Source organism: Pseudomonas sp. RA_105y_Pfl2_P56 (genome assembly GCF_963970845.1).
Lineage (GTDB): Bacteria > Pseudomonadota > Gammaproteobacteria > Pseudomonadales > Pseudomonadaceae > Aquipseudomonas > Aquipseudomonas baetica_A.
Genome location: NZ_CAXAPL010000032.1, coordinates 1 through 15,524, shown reverse-complemented (window position 1 = coordinate 15,524; position 15,524 = coordinate 1). Strand labels below are relative to the sequence as shown.

Sequence of the window (15,524 nt, the reverse complement as noted above, 5' to 3'; positions counted from 1 at the left end):
AGGCGATCCTTGCGGATCGCCTTTTTTTATTTCACCACTTTCAGACTTGGTCGGCCGCTTGGGCGCGGTGGCTCGCTGTCAGGAGGTGGCAGGTCGTCATCCGGCTCGATATCGCCTTCATCATCCATCGGCGACTCGAGGTCGAACACCATGCCCTGCCCGTTCTCCCGGGCGTAGATGCCCAGGATTGCACTGATTGGCACGTAAAGACTGTGCGGGACACCACCGAAGCGCCCCTCGAAGGTCACCACGTCGTTATCCATGTGCAGATGACGCACAGCACTCGGCGAGATGTTCAGGACAATCTGCCCGTCACTGGCAAAACCCTGCGGTACCTGCACCGCTGGGTATTCGGAATTGACCAGCATGTGCGGGGTGCAATCGTTATCAACAATCCACTCATAGAGCGCGCGGACCAGATAAGGTCGACTGGAGTTCATAGCGGCTCCTTAAGCCTTAGCGCATATCGCGTTCGACGCCAGACAGACTCGCCTGGAAAGCCTCACGCGCAAACTGGCGCTCCATATAATCAAGCAGCGGCTTGGCTGGCCGCGGCAGTTCAATACCCAGAATTGGCAAACGCCAGAGTATTGGCAATAGGCAGCAATCCACCAGACTTTGTTCCTCACTGAGGAAAAACGGTTTGTCGGCAAACAGCGGCGACACGCCTGTCAGGCTTTCGCGCAATTCCTTACGCGCCACAACTCGCGCGGCTTCCTTGGCTTTCGGATCCAGGATCAGATCCACCAGACCACACCAGTCACGCTGAATACGATGAATCAGCAGACGGCTGTTGGCACGCGCCACCGGATAAACCGGCATCAACGGCGGGTGCGGGTAACGCTCATCCAGATATTCCATCACCACGGTCGACTCCCACAACGCCAGGTCACGATCGACCAGCGTCGGCAGACTGCCGTAAGGGTTTACCTCAATCAGTTTAGGCGGCTGGCGACCAGCTTCCACATAAATGATCTCGGCGCTGACACCCTTCTCTGCAAGTACGATACGCACTCGGTGGGAATAGTGGTCGGCGGGGTCGGAGTAACAGGCCAACCGATTGGTCACGCCCATGGCGATCCTCCTCGCTTGTTGAATTTGTCGGAACCGGAAAAACGCGCGCGCCCAGAGGGCGCCTCCCGCAACACCTGGCTGGCCAGACGTTGCGCTATCGGAGACACCCTTGGGCGCGCGCGATTAACAGCAATGCTTGAAGCGTTATCAGTGCACGTCTTTCCAGTATTCACGCTTGAGCAGGTAGGCGAACACAAAGAAGAACGCCAGGTAGAGCAAAACGTAAGTACCGATGCGCTGATGTTGCAGCTTAACCGGGTTAGCCGAGTAAGCCAGGAAGGTTACCAGATTCTTGACCTTCTCATCGAACTGCTCTTCATTCAGAGCACCCGACTTCGGCACGATGGTCAGTTGATCGCACGCTTCATGAGTCAAAGGCGTACCGGTCAACGGATCATATTGCTTCTTGCCGTCTTCGACGATCTGCACCTGTTTGCAGCCCACGACCTGACGACCTTGCAGGCCGACCAGCACGTTAGGCATGCCGACGTTCGGGAAGACCTTGTTGTTCACACCCCATGGACGCGCAGGATCTTCATAGAACGACTTCAGATAACCATAGAGCCAGTCAGTACCCCGAACGCGAGCGACCAGCGTCAGATCCGGTGGCGCAGCGCCGAACCAGGTCTTGGCATCAGCGGGCTGCATGCCGATGCTCATGTGATCGCCAATCTTGGCACCGGTGAAGACCAGCTTCTCCAGCATCACATCGTGCGGGATGCCGAGATCATCGGCGACCCGCTCGTAGCGCTGGAACTTGGCACTGTGGCAACCCATGCAATAGTTGGCGAACGTACGCGCGCCATCTTGCAGGGCTGCTTTATCGGAAACGTCGATGTCGACGCTTTCCAGCTCAGGACCGTGCTCGGCGGCGAACGACAACACAGGCAAAGCAACAAGAATCAGTGCAGCGAATAATTTTTTCATCAGCCAGTCACCCTTTCCGGAACCGGTTTGGTCTTCTCGAGCCGGGTGTAGAACGGCATCAGAATGAAGTAGGCGAAGTACAGGAAGGTGCAGACCTGCGACAACAACGTCAGAGTCGGTGTCGGGGCTTTCACGCCAGTCCAGCCAAGCAGCACAAAACACACACAGAAAACCACAAGCCAGATTTTGCTCAGCCAGCCCTTATAGCGCATCGACTTGACCGGACTTCGGTCAAGCCAAGGCAGTACAAACAGCAAAGCAATCGAAGCCCCCATCGCGATCACGCCCATAAGCTTGTCCGGAATCGCCCGCAAAATTGCGTAGAACGGCGTGAAGTACCAGACCGGAGCAATGTGTTCAGGCGTCTTGAAGGCGTTAGCCACTTCAAAGTTCGGCTTCTCGAGGAAATAACCACCCATTTCCGGGAAAAAGAACACGATCGTGCAGAAGATGAACAGGAACACGACCACGCCGACAATGTCTTTCACGGTGTAGTACGGATGGAACGCAATGCCGTCCAGCGGGATACCGTTTTCGTCTTTATGCTTCTTGATATCAACGCCGTCAGGGTTGTTCGAACCAACTTCGTGCAGTGCCAGAATATGCAGCACCACCAGACCGAGAATCACGATCGGCAGGGCCACAACGTGCAAGGCAAAGAAACGGTTCAGGGTGATCCCGGAGATCAGGTAGTCACCACGAATCCATTGCGTCAGGTCGTTACCGATGACTGGAATCGCGCCGAACAACGAAATGATCACCTGGGCACCCCAGTAGGACATCTGGCCCCATGGCAGCAGATACCCCATGAAGGCTTCAGCCATCAGCGCCAGGTAGATCAGCATGCCGAACACCCAGACCAGCTCACGCGGTTTCTGATACGAGCCGTAGAGCAAGCCTCGGAACATGTGCAGATAGACCACGATGAAGAACGCCGAAGCACCTGTGGAGTGCAGCAAACGCAGGATCGAGCCGTACTCGACGTCACGCATGATGTATTCGACGGAAGCGAACGCTTCTTCTGCCGACGGGGTGTAGCTCATCGTCAGCCAGACACCGGTGACGATCTGGTTAACCAGAACCAGCAGCGCCAGGGAGCCGAAAAAATAGAAGAAGTTGAAGTTTTTTGGCGCGTAATACTTGCTGAGATGGTCTTCCCACATCTTGGTGGCGGGGAAGCGCGCATCAACCCAATCCATGAACTTGCTCATCACGCTTTCTCCGTATCGATGCCAATGACAATCAGGTCATCAGTCTCATAGGAATGCGGGGGAACTGGCAGATTCAAAGGCGCAGGTTGCGACTTGTAGACGCGGCCAGCCAGATCGTAACGGGAACCATGGCAAGGGCAGAAATAACCGCCTACCCAATCTTTGCCCAGATCCGCGGGCGCCACTTCGGGACGGAAGGTCGGCGAGCAACCCAGGTGCGTACAGATCCCGATCACCAGCAGGATTTGCGGCTTGATGGAACGTACTTCCGGGTCGACATAGGTGGGTTGCGTGGAGTTTTTGGAGGTCGGATCGGAGAGCTGCCCCTCGATCTTTTTAAGATTCCCCAGGATTTCCTCGGTACGGCGGACAATGAACACCGGCTGACCGCGCCATTCAGCAATCATCTGCTGTCCTGGCTCGATTTTGCTGACATTCACTTTCACCGGTGCACCAGCGGCTTTCGCCTTGGCACTGGGAAACCATGACCCCACGAACGGGACCGCAGCCCCCACCGCTCCTGCAGCACCCACCACGGATGTGGCTGCTACCAAGAAGCGACGCCGGCCTGCATTCACGCCGTCATTGCTCATTCAGTCCTCTCCCATCAGCTTTGTGGCCTGTTAAATCAGGCATCTACTAAATAAATCAATGTTACTTATAAAAATTTTGCCGAGATGGTAATGAAAAGCCCCAATTCTGACAAGGGAATTACCCGGAGCTCTCACCCTCAAGCCTTGTAGTATAGGGGGTCTACGAATGTGGCAAGTTGTCACAGCGCAATTCTTTGATAAATCACAGGCATAAAAAAACGCCCGGTTCCGTGAGGAATCGGGCGTTCTTTTTGAACGTGGAAGCGAAATTAACGCTTCGAGTACTGCGGACGCTTACGCGCTTTACGCAGACCAACTTTCTTACGTTCAACTTCACGGGCGTCGCGAGTAACGAAGCCAGCTTTGCGCAGAGCGCCACGCAGGGTTTCGTCGTAGTCCATCAGAGCGCGAGTGATACCGTGGCGGATTGCACCAGCCTGACCACTTACACCACCACCGATCACGGTGACGTAGATGTCGAACTTCTCGACAGTCTCGGTCAGCTCCAGCGGCTGACGAACTACCATGCGGGCAGTTTCGCGGCCGAAGAAGTTATCCAGCGAACGGTTGTTGATGGAGATTTTACCAGTACCCGGACGCAGGAAAACGCGTGCGGTTGCGGTCTTGCGACGGCCAGTGCCGTAATTTTGAGTCGCCGACATAATGTACTATTCCGTTAAAACTTCAGTTCTTGGGGCTGCTGAGCAGTATGTGGGTGTGCAGCGCCCGCATAGACTTTCAGCTTACGGTACATGTCGCGACCCAGTGGGTTTTTAGGCAGCATGCCTTTAACCGCGGTCTCGATCACGCGCTCAGGGGCTTTAGCGATCAGCTTTTCAAAGTTGATCGACTTGATGCCGCCCGGGAAACCGGAGTGGGAGTAGTACATTTTGTCAGTGGTTTTAGCACCGGTAACACGGATCTGCTCAGCGTTGATTACGACGATGTAGTCGCCGGTGTCAACGTGAGGAGTGTACTCAGGCTTGTGCTTGCCACGCAGACGGCTCGCGATTTCGGTGGCCAGACGACCCAGGGTCTGACCAGCAGCGTCGACGACAAACCAGTCGCGCTTTACTGTTTCCGGTTTAGCAGTAAAAGTTTTCATTCTTTATAGCCTCAGGGGCCGCCCTGTAAATTAGACGGCGGATCTTACTGAATAGTGCGTACTTTGACAAGTCAAAGGCAGCCGGATACAGACGCTTTCGGGGGCTCGGGTCGGCGCGTCCGTTCAACGGCAAGATTCTTCGGCGGCGGCGCATCACTTCCACTGCAGAAAGAGGTCGGCAATTATGCAGATTGCGAAAAATATTTCAACCTGCTTTTATGATTGTTTTGCCCAAGGAGCACCCGATGGACTATCGCCAGCTAGGCCGTACCGACCTGAACGTGAGTGCAATTTGCCTCGGCACCATGACCTGGGGCGAGCAAAACACCGAAGCTGAAGCCTTCGCCCAGATCGAACGGGCCAAGGAAGCCGGGATCAACTTCATCGACACCGCCGAGATGTATCCGGTGCCGCCGAAAGCCGACACCTACGCCACCACCGAGCGTTACATCGGCAATTACTTCAAAAGTCGCGGCGATCGTGCCGACTGGATCCTCGCCAGCAAAATCGCCGGCCCGGGCAACACCATCGACTACATCCGCGACAAAAACCTGCGCCACAACCGTCAGCACATCACCGCAGCGGTCGACGCCAGCCTCAAGCGCCTGCAGACCGATTACATCGATTTGTATCAACTGCACTGGCCAGAGCGCAGCACCAACTTTTTCGGACAACTGGGCTACAAACACAAGATCGAAGCCAACCTGACACCTCTGGAGGACACCCTCGAAGCACTCGACGAACAGGTAAAGGCTGGCAAAATCCGCCACATCGGCCTGTCCAACGAAACCCCTTGGGGCACGATGCGTTTTCTGGCGCTGGCCGAAGCCCGTGGCTGGCCGCGCGCGGTGTCGATCCAGAATCCGTACAACCTGCTCAACCGCAGCTTTGAAGTTGGCCTGGCGGAAATTGCCATCCGCGAACAGTGCGGCTTGCTCGCCTATTCGCCGCTGGCGTTCGGCTTTTTGTCGGGCAAGTACGAAGGTGGTGCACGTCCGCCGAAAGGCCGTCTGAGCCTTTACAGCCGCTTCAGCCGCTATTTCAACGCGCAATCGGAGGCCGCGTGCACCCGTTACGTGGCGCTGGCCCGCGAACACGGCCTGGACCCGGCGCAAATGGCTTTGGCGTTCGTGACCCAGCAGCCGTTCGTCACCAGCAACATCATTGGTGCGACGACACTTGAGCAACTGGACAGCAACATCGCCAGTTTTGATCTGAAGCTTTCAGATGAAGTGCTGGAGGGGATTGAGGCGATTCATAAGGATCACCCCAACCCTGCGCCGTGATCGCGAGATAAACCGTCTTAGCGAGCAACCCCGCCCCCACGATCACCGAACCTGTGGGAGCGGGCTTGCCGAAGACGCCAGTCAAGTCAACGCAAGACTCAAAGCGACCGCGCAATGATCTCTTTCATGATTTCGTTGGTGCCGGCATAAATCCGCTGCACCCGCGCATCCGCCCAGGCCCGGGCCACCGGGTATTCCCACATGAAGCCGTAGCCGCCATGCAGTTGCACGCACTCGTCGAGCACCTTGCATTGAAGGTCGGTACCCCAGTATTTCGCCATCGCTGCCGTCGGCACGTCGAGTTTGCCTTGCAGATGCAGCTCCAGACACTTATCGACGAACACCCGTCCGATCTGAATCTGCGTGGCCATTTCCGCCAGTTTGAATCGAGTGTTCTGGAAGTCGGCAATCGCCTTGCCGAACGCCTTGCGATCACGGGTGTAATCGAGCGTCCATTGCAGCGCTGCTTCGGCCGAGGCCAAGCCACCGATGGCTACCGTCAGACGTTCCTGAGGCAACTCCTGCATCAGATAGGCAAATCCCGCCCCGGCCTGACCCAGCAGGTTTTCCCTGGGCACGCGTACGTCCTGGAAGAACAATTCCGACGTGTCCTGCGCCTTCATCCCGACTTTCTCCAGGCGCTTGCCTTTATCGAAACCTGGCGTGTTCGCCTCGACCAGAAACAGGCTGGTGCCTTTGGCGCCGGCTTTCGGATCGGTCTTGGCGACGACGATGACCAGATCGGCGAGAAAACCATTGGTGATGAAGGTCTTGGAGCCGTTGATCACATACTCGTCACCGTCGAGCACGGCCGTAGTCTTGACCCCTTGCAGGTCGGAACCGGCGCCAGGCTCGGTCATGGCGATAGCCGTAACCATCTCACCCGACACCAGTTTCGGCAGGTACTTGTGCTTCAGCGCTTCGCTGCCGTAATGCAGGATGTACGGCGCGACGATGTCCGAATGCAGCGAGAAACCGATCCCGGTCAGGCCCAGCCTACCGACCTCTTCGATCACCACGGTGCTGTAAAGAAAGTCCGCTCCCAGGCCGCCGTATTCTTCCGGCAGGTGCGAGCAGAGCATCCCCGCCTCCCCTGCCTTGTTCCATAGTTTGCGGTCGATATAGCCCTGTTTCTCCCACTGCGCATGAAACGGCACCGCCTCTTTTTCGAGGAATGTTCGTACGCTGTCGCGGAACAATTCGTGCTCGGAACTGAACAAGGTTCTGGGAATCATGCGGCACCTTTCTTTGTTATTGGAGGGATACACCCTTCAGAGACTAAGCCTCCCCTCCGACACAGGACACTGGACACATCCGACAAAAAATAAGACGATCCAGCCGTCTGGTGACCACTTTCCCTTATAAAAACAAAACAAAAGTTGAATTATGTCTAAGCAAGTCTCCACGCCCTTACGGCGCGTCAGCATCCTGGCGATCGACCAGGTTTTCGCCTTCACCCTCATGCAAGCCAAGGATTTTTTCCATGTGGCCAGCCTGCGCTACGGCAAACAATTGGGCCACGGCCTGACACCGGCGTTTGAAACACGCCTGGTCAGCCCTGATGGCCAACCGGTGAAAAGCTTTAGCAATGTAGTCATGCCGGTGGATGGCGGTCTCGAAAACACCGATATCATCATCCTCCCGGCGTTCTGGGACGATTTCGATACGCTGTGCAGCCGTTACCCGCAAATCCTGCCTTGGTTGCGCGAACAACACGCTCGCGGCGCCGTGCTATGCGCCGAGGCCACAGGCGTGTTCTGGCTGGCCGAGGCGGGGCTGCTCAATGGCAAGGAAGCAACCACTTACTGGCGCTTCTTCAACGCCTTCGCCGAGCGCTTCCCGCAGGTTCACCTCAATCAGGACAAGCACCTGACTGATGCCGACAATCTCTATTGCGCCGGCGGCACCACGTCGGCCTGCGATCTCTACATCTATCTGATCGAGCGCTTCTGCGGCGCCAACGTGGCGCAGGCTGTGGCCCGCGATATTCTTTACGAGGTGCAGCGTAACTATTCGCCAGGGCGCATCGGTTTCGGCGGGCAGAAGCTGCATCAGGACGTGATCATTCTGCAGATTCAACACTGGCTCGAAGAACACTTCGCCGACAAATTCCGCTTCGAAGACGTGGCCCGCGAACACGGCATGAGCATCCGCAACTTCATGCGCCGCTTCCAGACCGCCACCGGTGACAAACCGCTGCATTACCTGCAACGGCTGCGCATCGAAACGGCCAAGGGGTTGCTGTCGGGCAGCCGCAAGAGCATCAAGACCATCAGTTATGAAGTCGGCTATGACGATGCGAGCTTCTTTGCGCGACTGTTCCGCCAGCACACCGAACTGTCGCCAAACCAGTATCGGCAGCAATTTCAGCAGGCTGCCTAACCCCCGAAGCATACAGAGATCCCCTGTGGTAGCGGGCTTGTTCGCGAAGGCGGCGCATCTGCCGACATCGATGTTGAATGACACACCGCTTTCGCGAGCAAGCCCGCTCCCACAGGGGGATTGCGGTGAATCCGAGGAATCTTCAAGACATAAAAAAGGGCCTGCATTCGCAGGCCCTTTTTTATTTGCCGAATCGGTTCAAGGCTTGTGCGCCCGAGCCAGGAATTCGTGGGATTGCATCTCCAGCAAACGGCTCAGCGTGCGCTGGAACTCGAAGTTCAGACGTCCGCCGGTGTACAGATCTTTCAACTCGACTTCGGCAGAAATGATCAGCTTCACGTTGCGGTCGTAGAACTCGTCGACCATGTTGATGAAACGTCGAGCGATGTCATCGGTGGTGACGCTCATCTGCTCGACACCGCTGAGCAGCACGGCATGGAAGATCTTGCCCAGTTCGATGTAATCGTTCTGGCTGCGCGGGCCGTCGCACAGTTCACGGAAGTCGAACCAGGCCACGTCGTCACAGGTACGCAACGCGCGAATTTCACGATTTTCGATGATCAACACATCGTTCTCGACCGCAGCGGTGCATTCCGGCGTCAGTGCCTTGAAGCTTTTGCGCAGGCTTTCGTGAGCGGCTTCGTCGAGCGGATAGTGGAACAGCTCCGCTTGTTCGAGGTGACGCAGACGGTAGTCGACGCCGCTGTCGACGTTGACGATCTCGGTGTTCTGCTTGATCAGCGCGATGGCTGGCAAGAAGCGCGCACGTTGCAGACCGTCTTTATACAGACCGTCCGGGACGATGTTTGAAGTCGCGACCAGGGTCACACCATTCTTGAACAGCTCTTCCATCAGCGTGCCGAGGATCATGGCGTCAGTGATATCGGAGACAAAGAACTCATCGAAGCAGATGACCCGCGATTCAGTCGAAAAACGCTTGGCGATGAGGGTCAGCGGGTTTTTCTCACCGCCGAGGGTCTTCATCTCTTCATGCACACGCTTCATGAAACGGTGGAAGTGAGTGCGGGTCTTTTCCTTGAACGGCAGCGCTTCGAAGAAGGTGTCGACCAGGTAAGTCTTGCCGCGGCCCACGCCGCCCCAGAAGTACAGCCCCTTGACCGGCGCCTGATCCTTTTTGCCAAACAGTTTGCTCAGCAGCCCCGGTTTGTTCTGATCGGCGGCGATCAGGTCCTCGTACAGGCGTTGCAAATGACGCACAGCAGTTTCCTGCGCGGCGTCATGGAAGAAGTCCGGGCGTTTCAGATCAGCTTGGTATCGTTCTAGGGGCGTCATAATTCGTTAGCAAGGCAACAAAAACGGGCCGTCACTGTAGCGACGGCCCTTGAGAATGGCAATCAGCCCTTGGTCGGGCCGCGCCGCTGATTATTCCTGAACCGGTGTCAGAGCGATGCGCAGGGCCTCGATGGCCGCATCCCGCGCTGCACTGTCAGCGAATGCCGGACTGTCGCCAACGCACTCGCCTTCCAGCCACACGCTGAAGCTCTGGTCTTCGCTGCGCACGTCCAAAGGCTGGCCGGATTGCAGTTGCTTGGTCACCTGGCCTGCGGTTTTGCCGTCGGCGAAGTTGCGCGACAGCAGCAGTTGCTCACCATCGGCGGCCAGCAGACGGAAACGGAAGCTACCGTCGTCTTCACGGAAGCTGACGAATCGTGCGGCTTTCGCCACTTTCTTCTTGGTGGTCGCTGCGACTTGAACCTGATTGACGAAAGAACGCAGGCCGACGGCCTCACGCAGTTCGTTGAGGAACGGCGTGGCCACGGCACGGGCCTTTTTCGCGCCGATCTGCAGGATGTCTTCCAGATCTGCTGGACGCTCGATCAACTGGTGATACTTGTCGCGAGCCTCGCCCAGTTCGTTGTCGAGCAACTGGAACAGACGGTTCTTCGCCTCGCCCCAACCCAGGCCGCCCAACAGTTCGCTGCGGAATTCGTCGGATTGCGCCGGCGTGGCGAAGGCCTGGAACAGGGTGAACAGGTGCGAGTTGTCCGGATCTTTGGCTTCGCCCGGCGCGCGGGAGTCGGTGACGATCCGCGAGATCGCGTCCTTCATCTCTTTGGCGCTGGAGAACAACGGGATGGTGTTGTCGTAGCTCTTCGACATCTTGCGCCCGTCGAGGCCCGGCAACGTCGCCACGCTTTCCTCGATCAGCGCTTCGGGCATGGTGAAAAACTCTTTGCCCTGACCAAACAAATGGTTGAAGCGCTGGCCGATGTCGCGCGCCATTTCCACATGCTGGATCTGGTCGCGACCGACCGGCACCTTGTGCGCGTTGAACATCAGGATGTCCGCCGCCATCAGCACCGGATAGCTGTAGAGGCCCATGGTGATACCGGCATCCGGGTCTTCACCGGTTTCAACGTTCTTGTCCACCGAAGCCTTGTAGGCATGGGCGCGGTTAAGCAGGCCCTTGGCGGCAACGCAGGTCAGCAGCCAGGTCAGTTCGGGGATTTCCGGGATGTCGGACTGGCGGTAGAAGGTCACGCGGTCGACATCGAGGCCACCGGCCAGCCAGGTCGCGGCGATTTCCAGACGCGAGCGCTGGATGCGCAGCGGGTCATCGCATTTGATCAGGGCGTGGTAGTCGGCCAGAAAGTAGAACGAATCGGCATTGCTGTCGCGACTGGCAAGGATCGCCGGGCGGATGGCGCCGGCGTAGTTGCCCAGGTGCGGCGTGCCGGTAGTGGTGATGCCGGTGAGGATACGGGTACGGTTCGTCATGGGTAATCGCTTGTCAGACTGCAATCAATTCGAGAGACGCGGCAGGATCAGATCCTTGAGATCGGTCAACTTGCCATGAAAAAAGTGTCCGCATTCTGCCACTTTCAGCAGCTCATGGGGGCGCTGGAGTTTGTCGGACCAGTCGTAGACCAGTTGCGGATCGATCACTTCGTCGGTTTCCGGCTGGATCACCGTCAGCTCGCCGTGCTGTGGCAGTTGATCCTGATCACCCAGACGCATCACCGCCGGCGCGACCATGAACAGGTGCTTGAGCGGCACGCCCTGCGCTTCAAGACGCCCGCCGAGACTTGCTGCAACAAATCCACCAAAGGAGAAACCGAACAGGGTCAACGGCAGATCCGGGTGTTTTTCCCTCAGCCATGCCGCCGCAGCCTGGGCATCATCGACTTCGCCAGTGCCCATGTCGTGCGCGCCTTCGCTGGCGCCGACGCCGCGATAGTTGAAACGCAAGGTGATCAGGCCCGCATCGCGCGCGGTGCGCTGCAGGGTCGAGACGACCTTGTTGAGCATGGTGCCGCCCTGCACCGGGTTAGGATGGCAGATCAGCGCGATACCGCGCGGCTGCTCGTTATCCAGATACAGAGACTCAAGTTGGCCGATTGGGCCATCAATCACTACGGGGGTTTCACGCATCAGCAAGGAAGGAACTCCGTGACCTCGAGTCGGGTCGACTCGTCTAGCAAATTGTCTGTGCCAATCTATTGCGAGTGAATCGCGGTATACAGCGCAGGTTCGAGCCGTTAACGTAAAGCAAAGCCGTTTATAGAGGAAGGACTCGTGGAACACTCGCTCTTAGTTTGGTTGTTACCGACTCTTGCCCTGGTTGTGGGTGTCGCCATTGGATTCCTGATCGCGCGCGTTGCGCCGAACGCCGCGCCGAGCCGTACGCAGCGTCAACTGGATGATATCCAGGAGCGTTTCGACAGTTATCAAAACGAAGTGGTCACCCACTTCAACAGCACTGCGATGCTGGTCAAGAAGCTGACCCAGAGCTATCAGGAAGTGCAGGATCATCTCGCCGAGGGTGCCAACCGTCTGGCCCTGGACGAACAGACCCGCCAACGCCTGATCGCCGCCCTGCACGCCGATGCGACGCAGGCACCGCGCGAACGCCTGACGCCACCGCGCGATCAGGAGCCTCCACGCGACTACGCACCGAAGACCCCGAACTCGCCGGGCATGCTCGATGAGCAATATGGCCTGAAGAAGTAATTGGGTTTCGCGCCCAACAAAAAGCCCCCGGACAATGCTGTTGTCCGAGGGCTTTTTTGTATCTGCTGATTTTGCGGTGACAACACCGGCCTCTTTGCGGGCTTGCCCGCGAAGAGGCCGGCACAGACCACACAAAAAATGCCCGATCACCAGGACCGGGCATTTTTTCACTCAAGCGATCAGTTACGGATATTGCTGAACCGTGCCCTGCTGCTGACCACCATACTGCTGCCCCGGAATCGCTTTCAGGTTGACTTCAACCCGACGGTTCTGCGCCCGGCCATTGACGTCACCGTTGCTGGCAATCGGGTTATCCGGACCGGCGCCACGGGCCGACAGGTTGGCACCGCTGACACCTTGCGAGGTCAGATAGGTCGCCACGCTCTGCGCACGACGCTGGGACAGGTCCATGTTGTGCTGGCGGCTGCCGGTGCTGTCGGTGTAGCCGACGATTTCGATCTGGTTCTGGTTGAACTCTTTCAGCGAGTTGGCCAGATTGTTCAGCGGTTGGTAGAAGCTGGACGCGATGTTCGCCGAATCGGTGGCGAACGTGATGTTGCCCGGCATGATCAGCTTGATCTGATCGCCCTGACGCTGCACCTCAACGCCAGTGTTGGCCATGCTGGCGCGTAGTTTCGCTTCCTGCTTGTCAGCGTAGTAACCGTAACCGGCCGCCGAAGCCCCCACTACCGCTGCACCGATCAAGGCGCCCTTGCCACGGTTGTTGTGGTCGATGGCCGCACCGGCCAATGCACCGGCAAGTGCCCCGAGACCACCATACTTGGCGGTTTTGCTCATGCCTTGGGAGCCACCGTCGGCCTGGCCCTGATTGTCATAGGGGTTAGGCGAAGCACAGCCGGACAGCAAGGCCACGGCCGTGGCGACAATAATCAAACGACGCTTGGTGAACATGAAGAGCTCCTACGTTTCTGCATTCTATGGTGCAGCGGCCGTTTGGCAATAAACCTCTGCGGGCGTTTGATCATGACTATGCGTAAAAATTCCGCCGCACACCCATTACAAATTATTTACGCCCGCACGAAAGGATTTTCACGCATTTCATCACCCAGACGCGTATCCGGACCATGCCCGGTAACGACCGTCGCGTCTTCATCCAGTGTGTAAAGCCGCTGCTTGATCGATCGCACGATGGTCGCCTGATCGCCGCCCCACAAATCCGTGCGCCCTACGCCGCGACGAAACAACGTGTCACCGGCAATTAACAGCTTAGCCTCGGAAAACCAAAAGCTCATGGAGCCGGGTGTATGACCCGGCGTGTGCAACGCCACGCCGCAGCCGCAGGCGAGTTCTTCATCGTCACTCAGCCAGCGATCCGGTGAGGGTACCGGGGTGTAAGGCACGCCGAACATCTGGCATTGCATCTCCAGGTTGTCCCACAGGAACTGGTCTTCCTTGTGCAGGTGCAGGGTTGCGCCGGTTTTCTCTTTCATCTGCCCGGAAGCGAGGAAGTGATCGAGATGGGCGTGGGTGTGGATGATGCTGACGACTTTCAGACCGTGGGCATCGAGACGCGCCATGATCAGATCCGGATTGCCGCCTGGGTCGACGACGATGGCCTTTTTGGTGATCGGGTCGCCGATGATCGTGCAGTTGCACTGGAGCGGGCCGACGGGGAAGGTTTCGCGGATGAGTATTGGGTTGGGAACAGACATGGGAAAATCCTGGACGAACGGTCGTGAGACTGATTTCAGAATTCTACTTCACAAGCCGATACAGATCGCCCGGTCAGTTATTTGACGCCACTAATCCGAAAAATGATGGCTCAATGATGTCAAATGTATTGTTTCTGGTGCAAAATCGCATTTTTTGTAGCGGTCGCATTCAGGAAGGGCCGCAGCGTACTCAGGAAATCCCCGCATGCCTACGCCCTTGACGTACTCCTTCACGTTTCCCGCTTCACTGACTGGCAACGCGCTCGTCGACAGCCTTATTGCCGGTAAATTCTGGCTCGGATCCGACTGGAATCCTTTCGGGGCGACCAACCTCAGCTATAGCTTCATGGCTCCGGGGACTTCGTACTTCGCCACCAATTACAGCCCCAAGAATGAATACAACGCACTGTATGAACTGACGACCGCACAGAAGACTTCGATTATCGGGGCCCTGGGGGCGTGGAGCGCCGTTGCCAACATCAATTTCACCCTGACCAGCGATAACCTGGGCACTGTGGGTGATCTGCGCTTCGGTGGCTATCGGTTGATGGACAACAAAACGGCGGCGTGGGCTTACTTTCCTGACAACCTGCCCGCTGCGGGCGATGTATGGGTCGGGATGGCTACCGATGATCCGAATCCGGTCAAAGGCACCTACGACTACCTGACGTTTGTGCATGAAATCGGACATGCCCTAGGCCTCAAGCATCCGTTCGATACCAGTGCAGCCAACAAACAATTGCTCGATCCGTCGTTTGATGACGTTCACTTCACCGTGATGAGTTACAACAGCAACTACTCCTATCAGCCAACGACGCCTATGGTGCTAGACATCATTGCGATGCAAAGCCTGTATGGCGCCAACATGCTGTGGCAAACCGGCGACAATGTTTACAAATGGGATGCCAACCAGTCAGTCTTCGAGACGATCTGGGACGCAGGTGGCAATGACACCATTGATGGCAGCAATCAGCTCGCAGCCGTCAACATCAATTTGAATGAGGGCGCCTACAGCCAGATCGGCAAAGCCTTCACCGACCTCACCAACAACACCTTGATCAATGACGGACTCGGGATCGCGATTGGCGCCAAGATCGAGAACGCAATTGGCTCGGCCTTCAACGACAAGCTGACCGGCAACGATCTGAATAATACCCTCAACGGTATGGCCGGTGCCGATACCATGATCGGCGGTGCCGGCAACGACACCTACTACGTCGACAACATCGGTGACGTGGTTGTCGAGACCGGCACCTCACTGACCGAAATCGACCGGGTCTTCGCCTCCATCGACTACACCC

General features: G+C 57.2%; 17 protein-coding genes. 4 read left to right on the top strand and 13 right to left on the bottom strand.

Annotated features, from left to right (window positions below; all coding sequences use genetic code 11):
• Positions 1-26: 26 nt before the first annotated feature.
• From AACY11_RS20315 to rplM, 7 genes are all read right to left on the bottom strand, one after another.
• A complete protein-coding gene (locus AACY11_RS20315; RefSeq protein WP_108590189.1) occupies positions 27-440 on the bottom strand; it encodes a ClpXP protease specificity-enhancing factor in 414 nt (137 codons plus the stop codon).
• A 16-nt stretch (positions 441-456) separates the two neighbouring features.
• Positions 457-1,074, bottom strand: a complete 618-nt coding sequence (locus AACY11_RS20310; protein ID WP_090286143.1) for a glutathione S-transferase N-terminal domain-containing protein — start codon at positions 1,072-1,074, stop codon at positions 457-459.
• A gap of 147 nt (positions 1,075-1,221) precedes the next feature.
• Entirely contained in the window at positions 1,222-2,001 is a 780-nt protein-coding gene (locus AACY11_RS20305; RefSeq protein ID WP_339432161.1) for a cytochrome c1, read from the bottom strand.
• Positions 2,001-3,212, bottom strand: a complete 1,212-nt coding sequence (locus AACY11_RS20300) for a cytochrome b (protein WP_339432162.1) — start codon at positions 3,210-3,212, stop codon at positions 2,001-2,003. The genes AACY11_RS20305 and AACY11_RS20300 overlap by 1 nt, the downstream gene beginning before the upstream one ends.
• Positions 3,212-3,805, bottom strand: coding sequence for a ubiquinol-cytochrome c reductase iron-sulfur subunit (gene petA, locus AACY11_RS20295; RefSeq protein ID WP_221731519.1), 594 nt, complete (start codon positions 3,803-3,805; stop codon positions 3,212-3,214). The genes AACY11_RS20300 and petA overlap by 1 nt, the downstream gene beginning before the upstream one ends.
• A gap of 269 nt (positions 3,806-4,074) precedes the next feature.
• Positions 4,075-4,467 (bottom strand): 30S ribosomal protein S9, encoded by a 393-nt coding sequence (gene rpsI, locus AACY11_RS20290; RefSeq protein ID WP_100845125.1) that lies wholly within the window; start codon positions 4,465-4,467, stop codon positions 4,075-4,077.
• A gap of 14 nt (positions 4,468-4,481) precedes the next feature.
• Entirely contained in the window at positions 4,482-4,910 is a 429-nt protein-coding gene (rplM, locus tag AACY11_RS20285; protein ID WP_007917032.1) for a 50S ribosomal protein L13, read from the bottom strand.
• A gap of 245 nt (positions 4,911-5,155) precedes the next feature.
• On the opposite strand from rplM, the gene AACY11_RS20280 reads away from it, so the two are divergent.
• Complete coding sequence (locus AACY11_RS20280; RefSeq protein ID WP_339465306.1) at positions 5,156-6,196, top strand: NADP(H)-dependent aldo-keto reductase; 1,041 nt, start codon at positions 5,156-5,158, stop codon at positions 6,194-6,196.
• Between the two features lie 98 nt (positions 6,197-6,294).
• Here the strand turns inward: AACY11_RS20280 and AACY11_RS20275 are convergent, their stop codons facing one another.
• Entirely contained in the window at positions 6,295-7,431 is a 1,137-nt protein-coding gene (locus tag AACY11_RS20275; protein WP_339432164.1) for an acyl-CoA dehydrogenase family protein, read from the bottom strand.
• Between the two features lie 250 nt (positions 7,432-7,681).
• Here AACY11_RS20275 and AACY11_RS20270 point away from each other — a divergent pair, with 250 nt between their 5' ends.
• Positions 7,682-8,578 carry a GlxA family transcriptional regulator gene (locus tag AACY11_RS20270; protein WP_221731600.1) on the top strand — a complete coding sequence of 299 codons (897 nt, stop codon included), beginning with the start codon at positions 7,682-7,684 and terminating at the stop codon, positions 8,576-8,578.
• 198 nt (positions 8,579-8,776) lie between these two features.
• Here AACY11_RS20270 and zapE read toward each other — a convergent pair whose 3' ends face one another.
• The 3 genes from zapE to AACY11_RS20255 form a co-directional block, all read right to left on the bottom strand.
• The gene (gene zapE / locus AACY11_RS20265; RefSeq protein WP_339432165.1) at positions 8,777-9,871 is read right to left on the bottom strand and encodes a cell division protein ZapE; all 1,095 of its coding nucleotides are present in this window, start codon (positions 9,869-9,871) and stop codon (positions 8,777-8,779) included.
• A gap of 90 nt (positions 9,872-9,961) precedes the next feature.
• Entirely contained in the window at positions 9,962-11,317 is a 1,356-nt protein-coding gene (locus tag AACY11_RS20260; RefSeq protein ID WP_339465307.1) for a tryptophan--tRNA ligase, read from the bottom strand.
• A gap of 24 nt (positions 11,318-11,341) precedes the next feature.
• Positions 11,342-11,971 carry an alpha/beta hydrolase gene (locus AACY11_RS20255; protein ID WP_339495611.1) on the bottom strand — a complete coding sequence of 210 codons (630 nt, stop codon included), beginning with the start codon at positions 11,969-11,971 and terminating at the stop codon, positions 11,342-11,344.
• Between the two features lie 144 nt (positions 11,972-12,115).
• Between AACY11_RS20255 and AACY11_RS20250 the strand changes: the two genes are divergently transcribed.
• The gene (locus AACY11_RS20250; protein ID WP_339432167.1) at positions 12,116-12,550 is read left to right on the top strand and encodes a YhcB family protein; all 435 of its coding nucleotides are present in this window, start codon (positions 12,116-12,118) and stop codon (positions 12,548-12,550) included.
• Between the two features lie 183 nt (positions 12,551-12,733).
• On the opposite strand, the gene AACY11_RS20245 is transcribed toward AACY11_RS20250, so the two are convergent.
• Together AACY11_RS20245 and AACY11_RS20240 are read right to left on the bottom strand one after the other, a co-directional pair.
• The gene (locus AACY11_RS20245; RefSeq protein WP_339432168.1) at positions 12,734-13,462 is read right to left on the bottom strand and encodes an OmpA family protein; all 729 of its coding nucleotides are present in this window, start codon (positions 13,460-13,462) and stop codon (positions 12,734-12,736) included.
• 116 nt (positions 13,463-13,578) lie between these two features.
• The gene (locus AACY11_RS20240; RefSeq protein WP_339495598.1) at positions 13,579-14,223 is read right to left on the bottom strand and encodes an MBL fold metallo-hydrolase; all 645 of its coding nucleotides are present in this window, start codon (positions 14,221-14,223) and stop codon (positions 13,579-13,581) included.
• 205 nt (positions 14,224-14,428) lie between these two features.
• On the opposite strand from AACY11_RS20240, the gene AACY11_RS20235 reads away from it, so the two are divergent.
• A partial coding sequence (locus AACY11_RS20235; RefSeq protein ID WP_339495597.1) for a M10 family metallopeptidase occupies positions 14,429-15,524 on the top strand: 1,096 nt, incomplete at its 3' end.

Coding starts and splice junctions, on each gene's coding strand:
- AACY11_RS20315 (WP_108590189.1), bottom strand. CDS start 440: ATGAACTCCAGTCGACCTTATCTGGTCCGCGCGCTCTATGAGTGGATT.
- AACY11_RS20255 (WP_339495611.1), bottom strand. CDS start 11,971: ATGCGTGAAACCCCCGTAGTGATTGATGGCCCAATCGGCCAACTTGAG.
- petA (WP_221731519.1), bottom strand. CDS start 3,805: ATGAGCAATGACGGCGTGAATGCAGGCCGGCGTCGCTTCTTGGTAGCA.
- zapE (WP_339432165.1), bottom strand. CDS start 9,871: ATGACGCCCCTAGAACGATACCAAGCTGATCTGAAACGCCCGGACTTC.
- AACY11_RS20280 (WP_339465306.1), top strand. CDS start 5,156: ATGGACTATCGCCAGCTAGGCCGTACCGACCTGAACGTGAGTGCAATT.
- AACY11_RS20310 (WP_090286143.1), bottom strand. CDS start 1,074: ATGGGCGTGACCAATCGGTTGGCCTGTTACTCCGACCCCGCCGACCAC.
- rplM (WP_007917032.1), bottom strand. CDS start 4,910: ATGAAAACTTTTACTGCTAAACCGGAAACAGTAAAGCGCGACTGGTTT.
- AACY11_RS20305 (WP_339432161.1), bottom strand. CDS start 2,001: ATGAAAAAATTATTCGCTGCACTGATTCTTGTTGCTTTGCCTGTGTTG.
- rpsI (WP_100845125.1), bottom strand. CDS start 4,467: ATGTCGGCGACTCAAAATTACGGCACTGGCCGTCGCAAGACCGCAACC.
- AACY11_RS20260 (WP_339465307.1), bottom strand. CDS start 11,317: ATGACGAACCGTACCCGTATCCTCACCGGCATCACCACTACCGGCACG.
- AACY11_RS20300 (WP_339432162.1), bottom strand. CDS start 3,212: ATGAGCAAGTTCATGGATTGGGTTGATGCGCGCTTCCCCGCCACCAAG.
- AACY11_RS20240 (WP_339495598.1), bottom strand. CDS start 14,223: ATGTCTGTTCCCAACCCAATACTCATCCGCGAAACCTTCCCCGTCGGC.
- AACY11_RS20245 (WP_339432168.1), bottom strand. CDS start 13,462: ATGTTCACCAAGCGTCGTTTGATTATTGTCGCCACGGCCGTGGCCTTG.
- AACY11_RS20275 (WP_339432164.1), bottom strand. CDS start 7,431: ATGATTCCCAGAACCTTGTTCAGTTCCGAGCACGAATTGTTCCGCGAC.